The following is a 16665-nucleotide window of genomic DNA, read 5'->3' as shown; positions in this document are numbered from 1 at the left end:
TGTTCGGAGTTGTAGGCGATGCAACCAAATATCGTTGAATGTTCGCCTGTTTTCAGTGCCGTACATGGCAGTACATTTTCGGGGCTCGTATGCTGGAAGTGCACGACAGAGTGGGAAGCCCAGGCCGTTCGCTTCGGTTTCAACCACCGCTGGATCCCCATGATTTCGGTAGGGCTTCTCACGCCTGAATTCCATGCGTGAAGGGAGCCTTCAATGGCCGCCAAGAAGCGTGCGTCCGTCAATCCCCAGCCCTCCGCAAGCGGCCAGGACAAGCTGATCAGCGACCTCAAGCAGTTCATCCGTGCCCGGGGATCGGGGTTCCTCAGCGACCCGAATGTGTCCTCGATCGGTATCGGGTACAAGGAGAAGAACGGGAAACCGGGCAAGGAACTGGCCCTTCAGTTCACGGTCGACAAAAAGGTCCGGCCGGAGGAACTGGAGGAACTGAGGACCGCCGAGATCCCCGCGGTCATCGACATAGGTGGCGGCGTCGAGGTGCCGACCGATGTCGTCCAGCGCTCCTACAAGCCGCACTTCCTCGTGGTGGACGAGGGCGAGACACCGGAGCGTCAGCGGCGCGTCGATCCGGCCCGTCCCGGCGTGAGCGTCGGCAACGTCAAGGTGAGCGCCGGCACCTTCGGGTGCATCGCCTTCGACAGGAACGACGGCTCGCCCTGCGTGCTGAGCAACTGGCACGTGCTGAACGGCCGGAAGGGCGAACTCGGCGACGTGGTCGTGCAGCCCGGCAAGAAGGACGACAGCCGCATCGCACTGAACCGTCTCGGCAGACTCAAGCGCGCCCACCTCGGCAGGGGCGGCGACTGCGCGGTGTCGACGGTCACGGATCGTGATTTCGCCATGGACATCCTCGACCTCGATGTCACACCGACGAAGCTGGGCGAACCGCAGATCGACGACAAGGTCGTCAAGAGCGGCCGTACCACGGGTGTCACGCACGGTGTGGTGAGCAGGCCCTTCGCCATCGTCAGCATCGACTACGACGAGCCGGTCGGAGTGCGCGAGATCGAATGCTTCGAGATAGGCCCCGACCCCAAGCATCCGGCGGAGGGCAACGAGATCAGCCTGCCCGGCGACTCCGGATCGGTCTGGATGTTCACCAGCCGCTCCGGCAAGCCCACGGACGTAATGGCCGGTCTGCACTTCGGCGGTGAGGGGGACGGGAACCCCGAGGACCGCGCTCTGGCCTGCCTCCCCCAGGCGGTCTTCGACGAACTGAAGATCACCCTCGCACCGCCGGACCCCGAATCGCTGGAGGCCGTGACCGGGTACGACCCGGGCTTCCTCGCGGTACCGATCGGCACCCCGCAGCTCAACCGGTCGATCAAGGGGGATGCCGTCCGGCTCAGCGGGTCCGAGGTGGTCCCCTACACGCACTTCTCGCTGGCCCTCAGCACATCGCGGCGCTTCGCCTTCTGGGTGGCCTGGAACATCGACGGCGGCACCCTGAAGAAACTCGACCGGAAGGGCATCGGCTTCGTCAAGGACCCGCGCCTTCCGGCTGCCGCCCAGGTCAGCAACGAGCTGTACAAGGGACGCAACAACCGGCTCGACCGTGGCCATATCGCGCGCCGCGCCGACGTCGTGTGGGGCTCGCTGCCCGAGGCGAAGAAGGCCAACAGGGACTCGTTCTTCTACACCAACATCACTCCGCAGATGGACGACTTCAACCAGAGCGGGCGGAACGGCATCTGGGGCCACCTCGAAGACGCGGTCTTCGAAGATGTCCGTGTCGATGACCTCAAGGTCAGCGTGTTCGGCGGCCCGATCTTCCACGAGGACGACCGTGTCTTCCGGGGAGTCAAACTCCCGCGCGAGTTCTGGAAGGTGCTCGTCTTCTCCGAGGACGGCAAGCTCAAGTGCAAGGCGTTCCTCCTGACGCAGAACCTGGATGTGTCCGAAGCCCTCGAGCTGGACGAGTTCCGGGTGTTCCAGGTCAAGCTGTCCGAGATCCAGACGCGGACCCACTTGCGGTTCTCCACCGCGATGACCACGGCGGACACGCTGGTTGTCCCGGAGTCCCTGGAGGAGCGGACCCCGCTGGAGCGTCAGTCCGACATCGACTGGAGCTAGGGCCCAGGGTCACGGTGATCTCGCTGGTGGGTGTATCCCTGTGTCATGCGGTATCCCGATGGGGTGGCCTGACCGCGAAGCAGCGGGCCCGGCGGGAGCAAGTGCGGTTCAAGGCCGCCGAGTCATTCGCGTAAGGGGTGACACCGCCGCAGGTCGCGCGGCGGTTACGGGTCTCACGGATGCCCGCCTATGCCTGGCATGCCCGCTGGGGGAACGGTGGTGTGACGACGCTGCGGTCCAAGCGGCAACGCGGCCGTCCGCCCCGAGCGGACCGCCCGGGCTCTCCACCAGGTCATACGCCAACTGCGAGATGAACACCCCAGAACCCTCACGTTCTGGGCCGCGTACGTCCACGTCGGGACATAAGCGTCGGAGCGGGGGCGGGACTGGCCCACGCCTCAACCTCGCACTGGCTGCTGTCTCATGGTATGGAGAACACGCCAGACTGCTCGGAATCAGCGCCCGGGCCTCGGCGAGCCCAGGACGGCCGTCCGACGTTGATATTCCTGTACTGCCGCTGCCCGCCCCCGTGACCGAGTACGGCCACGGTCTTTTCCTGGTCGGGGCGTCCGCTCCGACGCCCCGCTCAGTGAGAGCCTGGCGGGTGATCTTGGGCTAGTTGTCCCCGCGCTCGTCAATCGCGACCGTACGCCTCATCTGGGGTGCCTGAGCCGAATCGGCAGTTCACAGCCTTAATGACCGTCAAGGCAGTTGACTTCTCCCCCTCGTGAACGAGGGGGATTCTCACGGCTCGCGCCGTGAGGGTTTCTGCTTCACCGCCGACTGCCCGCCCGGAGTTCTCCGTTGAGGTCTTACACCAGCTCCACAGACAGATACCGCCAGCCCGGCGGCCAGAAGGTTCTTCGCCGCGTTCACGTCCCGGTCATGGACCGTTCCGCAGTTGCACGTCCAGGACCGGACGTTCAGCGGCATCTGCCCTTGCATGGTGCCGCAGGCGGAGCACAGCTTGGAGGAGGGGAAGAAGCGGTCCACCGCGATCACTTCCCGCCCGTACCAGGCGGCCTTGTACTCCAGCATGCTCCGGAACTCCGCCCACGCCGCGTCACTGATGGCACGGGCCAGACTCCGGTTTTTGACCATGCTGCGCACGGTCAGGTCCTCGATCACGAGCGTTTGGTTATCGCGCACGAGTCGAGTGGTCAGCTTGTGCAGGCAGTCCCTGCGGCGGTCGCTGATCCGGGCGTGGATCCTGGCGACCCGGCGCCGGGCCCTGGCCCGGTTGGCCCCGTCACCCTTGGCCTTGCGGGCAAGCGCCCGCTGGGCCGTGGCCAGCCGCTCGCGGTCACGCCGCTCATGCCGAGGGTTGGTGATCTTCTCCCCCGTGGAGAGGGTCAGCAGATGATCCAGGCCGACATCAATACCCACCGCTGCACCCGCTACCGGCAAGGGGGTGACGCCGGGGTCCTCGCACAGCAGGGACACAAACCAGCGCCCCGCGCTGTCCTGGAACACGGTCACGGTGGACGGCTCCGCGCCCTCCGGGAGTGGCCGGGACCACACGATCGCCAGGGGCTCGCTCATCTTCGCCAGCGTGAGCCGGCCATCCCGGTAGCGGAACGCACTGGTGGTGTACTCCGCCGACTTCCGCGACTTCTTCCGGCTCTTGAACCGCGGATACTTGGCCCGCTTACCGAAGAAGTTCGTGAACGCCGCCTGCAAATGCCGCAGCGCCTGCTGCAACGGCACCGACGACACCTCGTTGAGATAGGCGAGTTCCTCGGTCTTCTTCCACGCCGTCAGCATCGCCGACGTGGCGTTGTAATTGACCCGCTCCTGCCGCGCCCACGCCTCGGTACGGGCGGCGAGCGCCATGTTGTAGACCTTCCGCACACACCCGAACGTGCGCGACAGCTCAGCCGCCTGCGCATCAGTCGGATAGAAGCGGTACTTGAACGCCCGCTTCACATGGCCGGTCTTCACGCCTCACAACTATCACATCAACTTACGGGATCTCTGCGGGCAGTTGGGGCTGAACGACGATCCGCCCTGACGGCGAATCGTCTTTCCCTGCCCTGCTCCGCAGGAGTCCGTTTCCTCTCCGCCCTGAAGGGCGGAGTATCCACGGAGGTAACCAGATGAGGCACACGGAGGGGAAAGCCGAAGTGTGCCGATGGCCACGCCTGCCCCGAGTCACCGTCCGTTGATCCGACCACGATGATCGAAGACGCGGTGGCGTTCAGCGCGGAATCACCCAGCCCGGCGTCCAGGTCCCGGCGGCGTCGTGGCCGGCCGGTGTGGCGGCGAGGTAGGCGCGGAGGGTGGCCAGCGCCGGGTGGGGGTTGTCGCGGTGCCAGAGGAACGAGTGCGGGTAGACGGGCATCGGGGTGGTCACCGGGATGCGGCGCAGGCCGTGGTCGACGGGCCAGACAAGGCGGGTCTGCTCGCCCATGAAGGTGGCCAGGGCCGGGGTGTCGGCGATGGTGTCGAGGAGCGCGTCGGAGCCGAAGTTGGGGCCGGTCGCCTCGAGGGTGAGGCCGAACTCGGCGACGAGGTCGTCGTAGTAGGCGGCCCACTCGGTACCGGGGACGATGCCGGGCATCCAGATCCGGTGCCCGGCGAGCTGAGCGACGGTCACCGACCGGGCGCCCGCCAGCGCGTGGGCGGGGCCGGTGAGGAGCTGGAGCGGCTCGTCGAGCACCCGGACGGACTCGATGTCCTCGGGAAGGGGCCGGCCGGGCACGGCGACGGCGCGGAAGGACGCGTCGATCGCGCCGGACCGGATGGCGGCGACGGCCGTCTCGATGTCGAACAGCATCACCACGTCGAGCTCGATCTCGGGGTGCGCGCGGTGGAATCCGCGCATCAGGCCCGATGGCGCGACGCGCGAGGCGATCACGTCGACGCGCAGCGGACGGCGACCGGGGCGCACGGACGTGACCGCGCGCTCGGCGACGCGCAGCAGCTCGCGCGCGTGGGGCAGGAACGCCTGCCCGTCGATGGTGAGCTCGGCGCCGCGCGCGGTGCGGGTGAACAGCCGCACGCCGAGGTTGCGCTCCAGCGCGGCAATGCGCTTGGAGACGGCCTGTTGGGTGACCGCCAGCTCGACGGCGGCCTCCTGGAACTGCCCCGCGTCGGCGGCAGCGACGAAGGTCCGGACGGTGTCGAGGTCCATGCCGACACCCTATGTGTACAACTGTTGGTTGTGACCGAGCGGCTCTGCGGTTGTTTGATCCCTGGGTACGGTGCTCGCTTTGATGCTTTCGATCGCGGATCGGTTGTGCGGGTGAGTGGCGAGGGGCATCAGGCATGAGGAGCGGACACCGGCTGGGACAGCTGCTCGGACATCGGCTGGGGCGGCGGTTCGGGTGGCTCTGGGCAGCGTACGGGACCAGCGCGCTCGGCACGTGGCTCGCCTTCGGCGCGTTCCCGCTGATCGCCATCCAGGTGCTGCACGCCGGACCGGCCGAGGTCGCCGTGCTCTCCTCCGTGGGGGCTGCGGTGGGCGCGGCTGTGGCGGTGCCGCTCGGCCCGTGGGTGGAGTTCCGCCGCAAGCGGCCCGTGCTGATCGCGATGGACCTGGTGCGGTTCGCGGCGCTGCTGACGATCCCCGCCGCGTTCGCGCTCGGCGTGCTCACCTTCCTTCAGCTCCTGCTGGTCTCGGTCGTCGTCGCGGCGGCCGACATCACCTTCCGCGCCGCCTCCGGCGCGTACCTGAAGACGCTGCTGTCGGCCGAGGACCTGCTCGTCGCCAACGCCCGGTTCGAGTCCACGGCCTGGACAACCACGATCATCGGACCGCCGCTGGGCGGCGCGGCGATCGGGCTCCTCGGTCCGGTGGCGACGGTGGTGGCCGACGCGGTCAGCTACCTGCTCTCGGCCCTGGGCATCCGCGCGATGAGCGGGCACGAACTGCGGCCCGAGCGCCGGGAGGCCGCGCGCATGCGGGCCAGGGACCTGCTCGACGGTTGGCGGTACATCCTCGCCGACGCGACGCTGCGTCCGCTGTTCTTCAACACCGCCTTGTTCAACGGCCTGGTGATGGCCGCCTCGCCGCTGCTGGCCGTCCTGATGCTCGGCCAACTCGGATTCGCACCGTGGCAGTACGGTCTCGCCTTTGCCGCGCCCTCGATCGGCGGGCTGCTCGGTTCGCGGCTGGCCCGACCACTCGTCACCCGGTTCGGGCAGCACCAGGTCATGGTCGTGGCCGGGGCGCTGCGCGCGATCTGGCCCATCGGCCTGGCCTTCCTCGGGCCGGGCACCGGAGGGCTGCTGCTGGTGACGGGCGTCGAACTCGGGCTCATCTTCTGCTGCGGGGTCTTCAACCCCGTCTACGCCACCTGCCGCCTCCAGCGCACCGCGACCGACCGGGTCACCCGCACGCTGACCGCCTGGGCGGTGACGACCAAGGCCTCGACCGCGCTCCTGACGGCCGTCTGGGGCGTGCTGGGCAGCCTGCTCGGCCCGCGTACAGCCATCGGCCTGGCCGGCGTGCTCCTGCTGGCGACCCCGCTGCTGCTCCCCCGCCGCGCGGCAGCGCATCTCTCCGAGCCGGAACCGGCACCGAGCCGCACCTGACGGGCCGCCACGGCCGTCACCGCGACCGGGCTGCGCCGCCCTTCTTCGGAGCGGTCCACCGTTCCTGATCAGTGAGCAGGAGTGAGTCTTGGACCCACTGCCCGGCACTGCGCGCATCCCGAACGGTTTTGGGTGCGCTGGTCGCCCGCGTTCCTTGGTGTCTTCCTGTCCGGGCGCGTGGCTCCTGGCCACGGTCCGTGACGAGGCGGCGGGTTCCCTCACGCCCAGGGGCACACCGGTCGGCCTGGGTGGTCCGATGTCCCTGTTCATCACTCCGGTGAGCAGGGGGCGGTGCCGTCCTCCCCCCGTGCCTTAAGGGCCTGGGAGGTACCCCCAGCCGGATGGGGTGCCCTTGGGCGCGCCTGCCGATCGCCACGGCAGCCGCGTCGTGACGGGTGGTTGTGCGGTTCTTCGAAGCGAGGGGCTTCTGCCAGTGCTGCACGCCCCACTTCGAGGTGTAGGCCGGGTCGACAGCGATGATGCTGATGCCGGTCTGGTCGGCTGCGGCCTCAGAACCCCCTGCACGGTCACTGTCGCCGCTTCCGGCTCGAGCCTTGCGGACAGAAACTGACCGCAAGGCTCTCTACGGTCGTGGCATGACGCAGACGCAGAAGATCCTTGTCACCGGTGCCACCGGAACCGTAGGCCGCCAGGTCATCACCGAACTGCTCGCCCGCGGCCACGCGGTCCGCGCCCTCACCCGGGATGCGGCGAGGGCCGCCCTCCCGGCCGGTGTCGAGGTCGTCCAGGGTGACCTGACCGATCCCGACAGCCTGGGGCCGGCCCTTCAGGGCGTCACCGGCCTCCATCTGATCACTTTCGGCGGGGCCTACTTCGCCCCCCTTCAGACCGGCCCGCAGATCCTTCAGCTGGCCCGCGCGGCCGGCGTGCGCCGGGTCACCGTGCTGCACGGCGGCGGGCCGTCCCTGCTGGAGGACGCCGTACGTGCCGAGGAGGGTGTGGACTGGACCGTACTCATGCCGGTCGAGTTCATGGCCAACGCCCTTGAGTGGGCGGACCGGATCGTGGCCTCGGGGGAAGTCCGCGAGCCGTTCGTCTCCCGGCTGAGCGCCATGGTCCACGAGGGCGACATCGGCGCCGTCGCCGCGGTCGCGCTCACCGAGGAGGGGCATGGGGGTCAGGAGTACGTGATCACCGGCCCCGAGCTGCTGACCGTCGGCGACAAGGTGGCGACGATCGCCGCCGCCCGCGGCCGGCAGATCGCCCTGGTCGAGCTGACTGAGGAGCAGGCCGTCGCGCAGTGGCGGGCGGCGGGCCATCCGGAAGACGTGATCGGCTTCCTGATCGAGGCGTACGGCAACACCCCGGAGGCGGGCCGTACGGTCGTCGACACCGTCGAGAAGGTCACCGGCCACCCGGCCCGCACCTTCGCCCAGTGGGCTGCGGAGCACGCGGACGCCTTCACGGCACAGCCCCCCGCGGTCACGGCCTAGCCCCCGCGCAGTACGTGGGACGGACGCGGAAGGATCCGCAGCACAGGTGACGACCGCGTCCGGCCCCGCCCGATGAGACCAGGGACGGCTCCCGCTTTCGTGAACATCGGCTCTTCGCACGAGCGTTGCGACTCCCCGTCCCGCGTCGAAACGACGTCGCTGCTCACGTCCTGTGACTGAGCGCGCCGGTTAGCCAGTGAGCGCTTCAGTTGGACGGACTGAGCATCAGCGTGGACCGCACGGCAGCGAGCGCCATGGTCAGCAGGGGGAGTTCCTGGGAAAGCGGATGCCGCGCCTCGTGGGCGGTGGCGTTCTTCTGCAGGGAAGTCGCAGAGCCTGGTGCCCTTTCGGTCAGGACTGCGAGGTGGCTGTCGGTGACGCGGGGCGTGGTGGCGGGGATGCGGGTGCTGGTGGGAGCTCCCGCATCGTGCGCACGGGGAACAGAGGAGCGGGAGGAAAGCGCCTGCCAGGCACACCACTCCCGCCCACACAGCCACGCGTTCGCCTGTGGTTTCCCCGATCAGTCCGCCCAGCGCGGAGCCGACGGCGAGCGCGCCGGCGAGCAGGAAGCGGAAGGTGGTATTCATTCGACCCGGCAACGCGTCCGGGGTCAGGCGCTGGCGCAGGCTGACGCCGAGCACGTTGTCCACCCCCGTCTTCGTCTTGGCTGCCGGTCGGCAGTGGCCCCCCACAGCCAGGGCCCGCGCCCGGCCAGGGCGACAGCCGGCCCGGCAGGGGCGAACCGCAGCCCGGCAAGCCCCAGGGCGCGGCCGTGGCCGAAGCGGGCGGCAAGGCGGCGGGCGCCGCCGGCGCCGAGCAGGATGCCCAGTCCACCGGCCGCCCAATACAGGCCCAGTACCCCGGCTGACAGGCCCAGGTCGCGGATGAACAGCACCGGCAGCACGGCATTGATCATCTGGGCGCCGAGGTGGGTGAGCGTCGCGGTGAGCGCCGGCGCACGCAGCTCCTTGCTGCCGAAGACGTGGCGCAGCCCCTCCGCGATCTCGGCCTGCAGCCGCCGTCGCCCGGTCGGCGCCGCGGCGCGTGCGCTCCGGTGGCGCACACCCGTGAGACCTGCGGCAGAGGCCGAGTAGGCGATGGCCGCTCCCAGGATGGCCGCCGGCCTCGACCCCGGCGTCCTGTTCGATCTGGTCCCGGTGCCGTCCCGGTCGCCGTGGACGGGAAGCATCCCGTCGTTCCTCTGCCCGCCGCCCACGACTCCGCTGCCCTCGCTCGCCGTGGAGCCGGCGACGCTGCGGGCTGTGCACCGGCGGGCCTCGGAGCAAGAGAGCTGCGACACCGGCGGTCAATGGGGCCCAAGCGCACTGATCAGGCGGGCGCAACGGTCGGTCATCTCGGCCGGGGACTGGTCGGGGTGGTCGTACCACCAGCGCATGACGGCAGTGACAGCGTGCTGCCAGACATGGTTGAGCAGGTCGTGGTCGAGCGGGTCGTCATGTCCGGCACGGGTAAGGAGCTGTGCGGTGCCCGCAGCGCCGATGGCGGCGAGCTGCTGTCGATAGTGGTGCGCGGCGTCGCGAAGGTCACCGGCCGGCGGCAGTGCCGGGTCGTAGAGCAGGGACCAGGCGCGCCGGCAGCGGTCGACCGCGTTGAAGATCGCGGACAGGGTGTCCAGCGCGTGGCCGGTGGAGCCGCTGCGGGCCTGCGCCGCAGCCACGGAGTCGACCAGCAGGTCGCCGACATGGCGGACGCAGGCGAGGTACAGGCCGTCCTTGGAATCGAAGTAGCTGTAGATCAACGGTTTGGAGATCCCCGCGCGCTGGGCGACCGCGGCGACGGGCACGCGTGCGTAGCCGTGCCTGCCGAACTCCTCCACTGCGACGTCGATGATTTGCCGCTCCCGATCGGCGCGGGAGACGCCCTTGGTGCCGGCCTTGCTCATGGCGCCTCACCCTAGCCCATGATGTGACTGAAGAGTAATTTACCTGTGGGTCAATTCAAGGAGGGGTGATGACACGGTCGTGGTGGGGATGGGGAAACGTCGAGGACGAGGTCCGCGGCGCGGAGTTGGAGGCGCTGCTGGCCCGGGTGAGGGCACTGGTACCGGGCGAGCTGACGCGTCACGAGCCCCCGAGTGTCGCCGCGCTCGGGCTGCCGGAGCCACGGGTGAGCGCACCGGCCTCGCTCGCCTCACTGTGCTCCGCCGACCCGGGCGACCGGGCTGCGCATGCGCACGGCAAGGCGTTCCGGGACGTGGTGAGGAACCTGCACGGAGATCTGCGCCATGTGCCGGACCTGGTCGCGCGTCCCCGCGACGAGCACGACGTGGTCGACCTGCTCGACTGGTGCACTCGCGAGGGCATCGCGGTGATTGCGTTCGGCGGCGGCAGCTCGGTGGTCGGTGGCGTCGAGCCACGGTGCGACGGCCGTGGCGTGGTCACCGTCGATCTCGAGCGTCTTGACCGGGTCCTGGAGATCGACACCACGAGCCGGGCAGCGCGTATTCAGGCCGGGGTGTTCGGCCCGCATCTGGAGGCACAGCTCAAACCTCATGACGTGACTTTGCGGCACTTCCCGCAGTCCTTCGAGTTCTCGACGCTGGGCGGTTGGCTCGCCACCCGGGCCGGCGGTCACTACGCGACGCTGTACACGCACATCGACGACCTCGTCGAGTCGATACGGGTGGTCACGCCGATCGGGATCAGCCAGTCACGGCGGCTGCCGGGCTCCGGCGCGGGACCGTCACCGGACCGGCTCTTCCTCGGCAGCGAAGGAACTCTGGGCGTCATCACCGAGGCGTGGATGCGCCTGCAGGAGCGACCACGGTGGCGCGCCAAGGCGTCTGCGCATTTCGCTGACTACGCCGCGGCGGTGGCGGCCACCCGGGCGATCGCGCAGAGTGGGCTGAATCCCGCGAACTGCCGCCTCCTTGACGCAGCCGAGTCGCTGATCCACGCGGGTGTGACCGTCGGCGGCGGCATCCTCGTTCTCGCTTTCGAATCCGCGGACCATCCGGTACGCGGCCACCTGGCAAGAGCCGCGGAGCTGTGCCGCGACCACGGCGGCGAACCGTCCGCCGAGAACGCGCAGGACGTCGTCGGCGACACCTGGCGCGCATCGTTCCTGCGGATGCCCTATCAACGCGACGCACTGGCCCGCCACTCGGTGATCGCCGAGACGTTCGAGACGGCGTGCACCTGGGACCAGTTCGACGAACTTCACCACGCAGTCACCGAGGCGGCCAGGCAGGCCATGTACCAGGTCGCCGGAACGGGCGTGGTCACCTGCCGCTTCACCCACGTCTACCCGGACGGGCCCGCACCGTACTTCAGCGTCTACGCCCCCGGCCGCTGGGGCAGCACCATCGCCCAGTGGGACCACATCAAGGCCGCGGTGTCCGAAGCGATCGCCACACACGGCGGCACGATCACCCACCACCACGCGGTCGGCCGCGACCACCGGCCCTGGTACGACCGCCAGCGCCCCGCCCCCTTCGCCGCCGCACTCGCCGCGGCCAAACACACTCTCGACCCGGCCGGCATCCTCAACCCCGGAGTGCTCCTGCCCGCGCAATGACCCTCCCACAGCGCCGCCCAACGTGACGGTGCAACAAGACCGGGCAACCGCGCCAGGAGCGCCCGACGTCCGCACGCCCACAAGGCCCGCTGATCAGGGGCCGGACCGGACCGTGCTTGAGGGCATGGCACAGCACGGCAGTTCCCGCCGGAGAACGGACCTGCGGCAGCGCAGCCACCACGCACGACACCCTCCCAGCCCGCTGATGCCGGGGTGGGAGGGTGTCGTGTCCGGAGCGCCGGGCAGGCCTTGCACCTGCATCTCCCCGCAGGAAGCGGGGCGTCTTTCCTTGGACCACCAACGCGCAGCCAGGCGCCGCGAGTTGCGGCGGCTCACTCAAGATCAAGCATAGCGCAGCCGACCAGGGCCGTTGGCGTACTGCCCGTCTTGTCACACGCCCGGCAGGAGGTGTCGCGGTCGGCGGGGCGACACAGCCACGCCAGTGGATCCATCCCCTGGCGTCGCAACTGCGCCATGGCACAAACGCGACGGCGCCGGACTCTTGAGCACGGTTGAGTGCGGCCGGACGATCAGGCGTCTTCCACTCTTCGCAAGCGTCTGAGGAGTCTCCTTGCCCATGGTTCCCATCCCCAGACCGGGGCCGATCGCGCTCGGCGTGGTCACCGCCCTGGCACTCGGGGTCATACCGGCCGCCACCGCCGTATCTGCGCCCCCGGCCGGTCCCGTGCCGCCTGCCGGCGCCGCACAACGGCCGCCCGGCAACGGCAGCACACACACCGTCACCCTGATCACCGGCGACAAGGTCACGATCGGCACCGCTGCGGACGGCACCGTAGTCCGGTCCTTCAAAGGCGCGAACGGAGCCGCCACAGGTTTCCACCGGGCTGTCGTCGACGGCTCGACGTACGTCTATCCCGACGCCGTCCTGCCGTACGTCAGCGCCGGCAAGCTGGACAAGCAGCTGTTCAATGTGACCCGGCTGATCAACGACGGCTACGACGACGCGCACGCCTCCCGGCTGCCGCTTATCGTGCGCTACACCGACGCCGCCGCCAGGTCCCGGACCCAGCCGAAGGTGGCCGGCTCGACCGTCGTCCGCCGGCTGGGCAGCATTCAGGGGGCTGCCCTCGCCCAGAACCGCGAACAGGCTCCGGCGTTCTGGTCCGCACTCACCGGTACTGCCGACGCGGCGGCCCGGTCGGCGAAGCCGGCCTTCGCGGGTGGTATCGCCAAGGTCTGGCTCGACAGCAAGGTGAGGGCCAACCTCGCCGACTCGACAGCCCAGATCGGTGCGCAGCACGTCTGGGCTGAGGGGAACACCGGCAAGGGTGTGAAGGTTGCGGTGCTCGACACCGGTGTCGACCCCGAACACCCCGACCTCGTCGGGCAGGTCGACGACAGCGCCAGCTTTATCCCCTACGAGCCGGAGATCACCGACTACCACGGTCATGGCACCCACGTCGCCTCGACGGTGGCCGGCACCGGCAGCGCCTCCGACGGAAAGGAGCGGGGCGTAGCCCCCGGCGCCCGGCTGGCCATCGGCAAAGTGCTCGACACCGAGGGCCGGGGCGAGTCGTCCTGGATCATCGCGGGCATGGAATGGGCCGCCCGGGATCAGAAGGCCAGGATCATCAGCATGAGTCTGGGCGGCAGCGGCGACGGCACCGACCCGATGAGCGAGGCGGTCAACCAACTCAGCCGCGAGACCGGAGCGTTGTTCGTCATCGCGGCGGGCAACGGCGGCCCGCGCTCCATCAACAGCCCCGGTGCCGCCGACGCCGCGCTGACCGTCGGCGCCGTCGACTCCGCTGACCGGCTCGCCGAGTTCTCCAGCCAGGGTCCGCGTGACGGCGACGCCGGGCTGAAGCCCGAAATCACCGCGCCCGGCGTCGACATCCTCGCGGCCCGCTCCCACTACCGACGGGGCGGCTCGGGTTACTACACCACGATGAGCGGTACGTCGATGGCGACACCGCACGTCGCCGGCACCGCCGCGCTGCTGGCTGCCACGCACCCCGACTGGACCGGTCCGCGGCTGAAGGAGGCACTGGTCAGCAGTGCCAAGGCCACGCCTGTGTACACCCCGTATCAGGCGGGCGGAGGGCGGCTCGACGCCGTGGCGGCGGTGCGCACCTCGGTCTTCGCGACCGCCAGCGCCTACTCCGGTTTCCACGCGTGGCCCCCGAAGCCGGGAGAGACCGACGTCCAGAAGGTGACGTACACCAATGTCGGCGACGCACCGGTCAGTCTGGACCTGGCGATCGACGCCGCTGCCCCAGCGGGCCTGTTCGCCCTCTCCGAGGACCGGGTCACTGTTCCCGCGCACGGCACCACCTCGGTCGCCCTGACCACGGAACTGGACCGGCTGCCGGCCGACCAGCCGATCAGCAGCATGATCACCGGCACGGACAGCACCGGAGCGGTCCGTGCCCGGACCCTGATCGGCGCCGCCGGGGAGGGACAGCGGCAGAACCTGACCATCAACGCGAAGGACCGCTCGGGCAGGCCGCTCTCCGGCAGGGTCCTCCTCACCGCCGACGACCTCTTCACGGTGATGGAGCTCGACGAGTCCGGCACCGGCACGGCGCGGCTGCCCGTGGGCAGCTACAGCGGATGGCTCACCGCCGATGTGCGGGGGGCCAACGGGCCGCACTCGCGTGGAATGGCGCTGCTCAGCTTCACCGACGTGCAGTTGGACCAGGACCGCACCGTCACCCTGGACTGCCGAAAGGCGCGTCAGGTCCTGGCGCACGTACCGAGGCAGACCACGGCGGTCGCGCCGCGGCTGGACGTCCACCGGTCCTTCACCGACAGCCTGGTCGAGTCCTCCATGCTGCCCGACGCGTCCTACGACAGCATCTGGGCTCTGCCGACCAACAAGAAGGTCACCGTCGGCGAGTTCGAGTTCGGCGCGCGCTTCCGCCTCGAGCAGCCGGCGCTGACCGTGGGCACGCAGTCGGGAACCTACGACGACCTGCTGGTCAAGCGTGCGGCCAAGCCGCTGCCGGCCGGCACCCGGATGCTGAGGGGTGTCTTCGCCGGCGAGGGTTCGGCCGACGCACTGGCCGGGCACGACGTGCGCGGCAAGGCCGTGGTGGTGCGGCGCAGCGACACCGTCGCGATCAAGGAGCAGGCGCAGGCCGCGGCAGCGGCGGGCGCGCGGGTGCTTCTCGTCGTCAACGACCGAATCGGCCGACTGCAGCCCTGGGACGAGACTCCGTGGAGCCCTCTGGATCCGGCCCCGCTGACGGTGGCGACACTCAACGCCGACCAGGGCGGTGACCTGATCGACGCGCTCCAGCAGGGCCGCGTCGTGCTGAAGGTGGCCTCACAGCCCACCACCGACTACGTCTACGACGTGGTGCACCACTGGTCCGGCGCCGTCCCGGCGGACCCGACCTGGCGGGTGGAGCCGCGCGACCTGGGCCGGGTGGACGTCTCCTTCCGCAACCACCGTCCCGGCAAGGCGAACGAGTTCCGTTACGACGTCTGGCGGGGCTGGACCGCCGGAAACCAGCTCACCGCTCCCGCCCAGGGAGAACGGACCGACTGGGTCACCTCCGACGCCGCCTGGCTGGAGGACGCCATCGTTCCGAGGGAGACCGGCCAGCACTCGGTCGGCGTCCTTCGTTACCCGGCCGGGAAGACCGCCGAGGTCAGCTGGTTCGGGCCTGTCCAGCGCCCCCGGATGGGTCCGATCGGCTTCCAGCCGGTGCGCTACCTCGACACGATGTACATTCCGGCGCCCGGCTGGGGTGACTCCGGAGCCGGCCACGTCGGGGAAGCCCGCGGCAACTACGACGTCAAGAACTGGATGTCGCTCTACCAGGGTGACCGGCAACTTGACTGGGGCAACTCCGAGTTCCTGCCGGTCCCCGGGCTGGCAGCGGAGCGGCTGCCCTACCGGCTGGTGGTCGACAACGACCGGGGAGCCTGGGCCAACCCGTACTCGACGCACACGCTGACCGAGTGGAACTTCACCTCCGCGGCCACCGGGAGCGCGTCGGCCGAGTCCCTGCCGCTGATCCAGCTCGACTACGGCGTGGACACCGACAGGGCCGGCCGGGCCGGCCGGCGCGCCGAGCTGACGGTGACCGCCTCGCACCTGCCCGGCACAACGAGCGCCATCGGGAAGCTCTCTGTCGAGATCTCGTACGACGACGGGGCGACCTGGCAGCGGTCGGAGCCTGCCCGTCACGGTGACCGATGGCGGACCACCCTGAAGGCGCCGAGCTCCGCCGACTTCGTCAGCCTCCGGGTCACCGCCCGGGACAGCGCCGACAACAGCGTCTCGCAGACGATCACCCGGGCCTTCGGCCTGCGCTGACGTCACCTGAATCAGCCCACACGCACGGGCGGGTCCGCAGCCGGCGGCCCCGCCCGTTGACGTTGCGGCGCGCACCCCGGATCACCACAGGCTCTGGGGGGCGGCACATTGATGAGGCTGCGGGGAGTCAGGCGCCCAGGAGCCTGGTGGTGTTGGCCCTGCCGGCCGCGGCCCGAGTGAATTCCGCGACGAACTCAGTGAGGGCGGACGGGTTGCTCAGGTCCAGTGCACTGTTGAGGGTACGGGCCGTGGCCGCGTCGATGTTCAGGTCGACGAGCAGGTCCGAGGTGCCCTGTACGCCGGCCTCGTCGCCGTTCACCAGGCGGGTGAGCCTTTCGCGGACTCCGGCGATCCTGTCGTCCAGGCTTGTTTCGCCTTCTCTGAGGCCTGGGGTGTTGAACAGGTCGCCGAGGAGGTCGTCGGCCACGACCCACCACGGGATCGACCCGGGAATCTCTTCTCCGGGATGGGTCGGGAAGTCGATGAAGCCGTCGAAGGCCGGGATTCTCTTGATCCCTCCGCCCTTGCCGTCGGGCCCGGAGTGGAGCGGCTGCTTGGGCCGGATGGGCCAGATCTTTCTTCTGGGCCGGGCCGCGCGTCGTCGCTGCGCCGTCGTCGTCGATGGCGTGGGCCGGGCGGGGCGTGGTCCTTGCCTCGTCATCTCTTTGTCTCTTTGTCTCTTCAGCGGGATCCTTGCGAGGAACCCCGGGCGTTCACGCCCGGGAGGAATCGCATCCTGAGGTGAGCGGTGCGGAGCAC

At 69.6% G+C, this 16665-nt stretch carries 11 protein-coding genes and 1 pseudogene; 6 read left to right on the top strand and 6 right to left on the bottom strand.

The genetic code is table 11. From position 1 onward, the window contains the following. Window positions 1-213 precede the first annotated feature (213 nt). Window positions 214-2091: a DNA/RNA non-specific endonuclease gene (locus tag ACFV7R_RS30760; RefSeq protein WP_385269264.1), complete on the top strand. Its 1878-nt coding sequence runs from the start codon at window positions 214-216 to the stop codon at window positions 2089-2091. A gap of 179 nt (window positions 2092-2270) precedes the next feature. Next, window positions 2271-2405 (top strand): hypothetical protein, encoded by a 135-nt coding sequence (locus ACFV7R_RS30755; protein WP_385269262.1) that lies wholly within the window; start codon window positions 2271-2273, stop codon window positions 2403-2405. 430 nt (window positions 2406-2835) lie between these two features. Here the strand turns inward: ACFV7R_RS30755 and ACFV7R_RS30750 are convergent, their stop codons facing one another. Together ACFV7R_RS30750 and ACFV7R_RS30745 are read right to left on the bottom strand one after the other, a co-directional pair. Beyond that, window positions 2836-4032, bottom strand: coding sequence for an RNA-guided endonuclease InsQ/TnpB family protein (locus ACFV7R_RS30750; protein WP_385269260.1), 1197 nt, complete (start codon window positions 4030-4032; stop codon window positions 2836-2838). Window positions 4033-4288: 256 nt separating this feature from the next. Next, window positions 4289-5224 carry a LysR family transcriptional regulator gene (locus tag ACFV7R_RS30745; RefSeq protein ID WP_385269258.1) on the bottom strand — a complete coding sequence of 312 codons (936 nt, stop codon included), beginning with the start codon at window positions 5222-5224 and terminating at the stop codon, window positions 4289-4291. A 134-nt stretch (window positions 5225-5358) separates the two neighbouring features. Between ACFV7R_RS30745 and ACFV7R_RS30740 the strand changes: the two genes are divergently transcribed. Beyond that, on the top strand, window positions 5359-6627 hold the full coding sequence (locus tag ACFV7R_RS30740; RefSeq protein ID WP_385269256.1) for an MFS transporter: 1269 nt from the start codon (window positions 5359-5361) through the stop codon (window positions 6625-6627). Between the two features lie 16 nt (window positions 6628-6643). Here ACFV7R_RS30740 and ACFV7R_RS30735 read toward each other — a convergent pair. Further along, window positions 6644-7129 (bottom strand): annotated as a pseudogene (locus tag ACFV7R_RS30735) (hypothetical protein); the annotation flags it as partial. Window positions 7130-7223: 94 nt separating this feature from the next. Here ACFV7R_RS30735 and ACFV7R_RS30730 point away from each other — a divergent pair. Continuing rightward, window positions 7224-8081 (top strand): NAD(P)H-binding protein, encoded by an 858-nt coding sequence (locus ACFV7R_RS30730; RefSeq protein WP_385269254.1) that lies wholly within the window; start codon window positions 7224-7226, stop codon window positions 8079-8081. Window positions 8082-8691: 610 nt separating this feature from the next. Here ACFV7R_RS30730 and ACFV7R_RS30725 read toward each other — a convergent pair. Beyond that, window positions 8692-9381, bottom strand: a complete 690-nt coding sequence (locus tag ACFV7R_RS30725) for a hypothetical protein (RefSeq protein WP_385269252.1) — start codon at window positions 9379-9381, stop codon at window positions 8692-8694. A 6-nt stretch (window positions 9382-9387) separates the two neighbouring features. Then, window positions 9388-9984 (bottom strand): TetR/AcrR family transcriptional regulator, encoded by a 597-nt coding sequence (locus ACFV7R_RS30720; RefSeq protein ID WP_385269250.1) that lies wholly within the window; start codon window positions 9982-9984, stop codon window positions 9388-9390. Window positions 9985-10052: 68 nt separating this feature from the next. Between ACFV7R_RS30720 and ACFV7R_RS30715 the strand changes: the two genes are divergently transcribed. Then, window positions 10053-11618 (top strand): FAD-binding oxidoreductase, encoded by a 1566-nt coding sequence (locus ACFV7R_RS30715; RefSeq protein WP_385269248.1) that lies wholly within the window; start codon window positions 10053-10055, stop codon window positions 11616-11618. A 577-nt stretch (window positions 11619-12195) separates the two neighbouring features. Further along, the gene (locus tag ACFV7R_RS30710; RefSeq protein ID WP_385269246.1) at window positions 12196-15906 is read left to right on the top strand and encodes a S8 family serine peptidase; all 3711 of its coding nucleotides are present in this window, start codon (window positions 12196-12198) and stop codon (window positions 15904-15906) included. A gap of 127 nt (window positions 15907-16033) precedes the next feature. Here the strand turns inward: ACFV7R_RS30710 and ACFV7R_RS30705 are convergent, their stop codons facing one another. Beyond that, a complete protein-coding gene (locus ACFV7R_RS30705) occupies window positions 16034-16567 on the bottom strand; it encodes a hypothetical protein (protein ID WP_385269244.1) in 534 nt (177 codons plus the stop codon). Between the last annotated feature and the right edge of the window lie 98 nt (window positions 16568-16665).

It is taken from the genome of Streptomyces sp. NPDC059866, assembly GCF_042731325.1.
Taxonomy (GTDB): domain Bacteria; phylum Actinomycetota; class Actinomycetes; order Streptomycetales; family Streptomycetaceae; genus Streptomyces; species Streptomyces flavusporus.
This window is presented reverse-complemented; position numbering and strand designations above follow the sequence as displayed.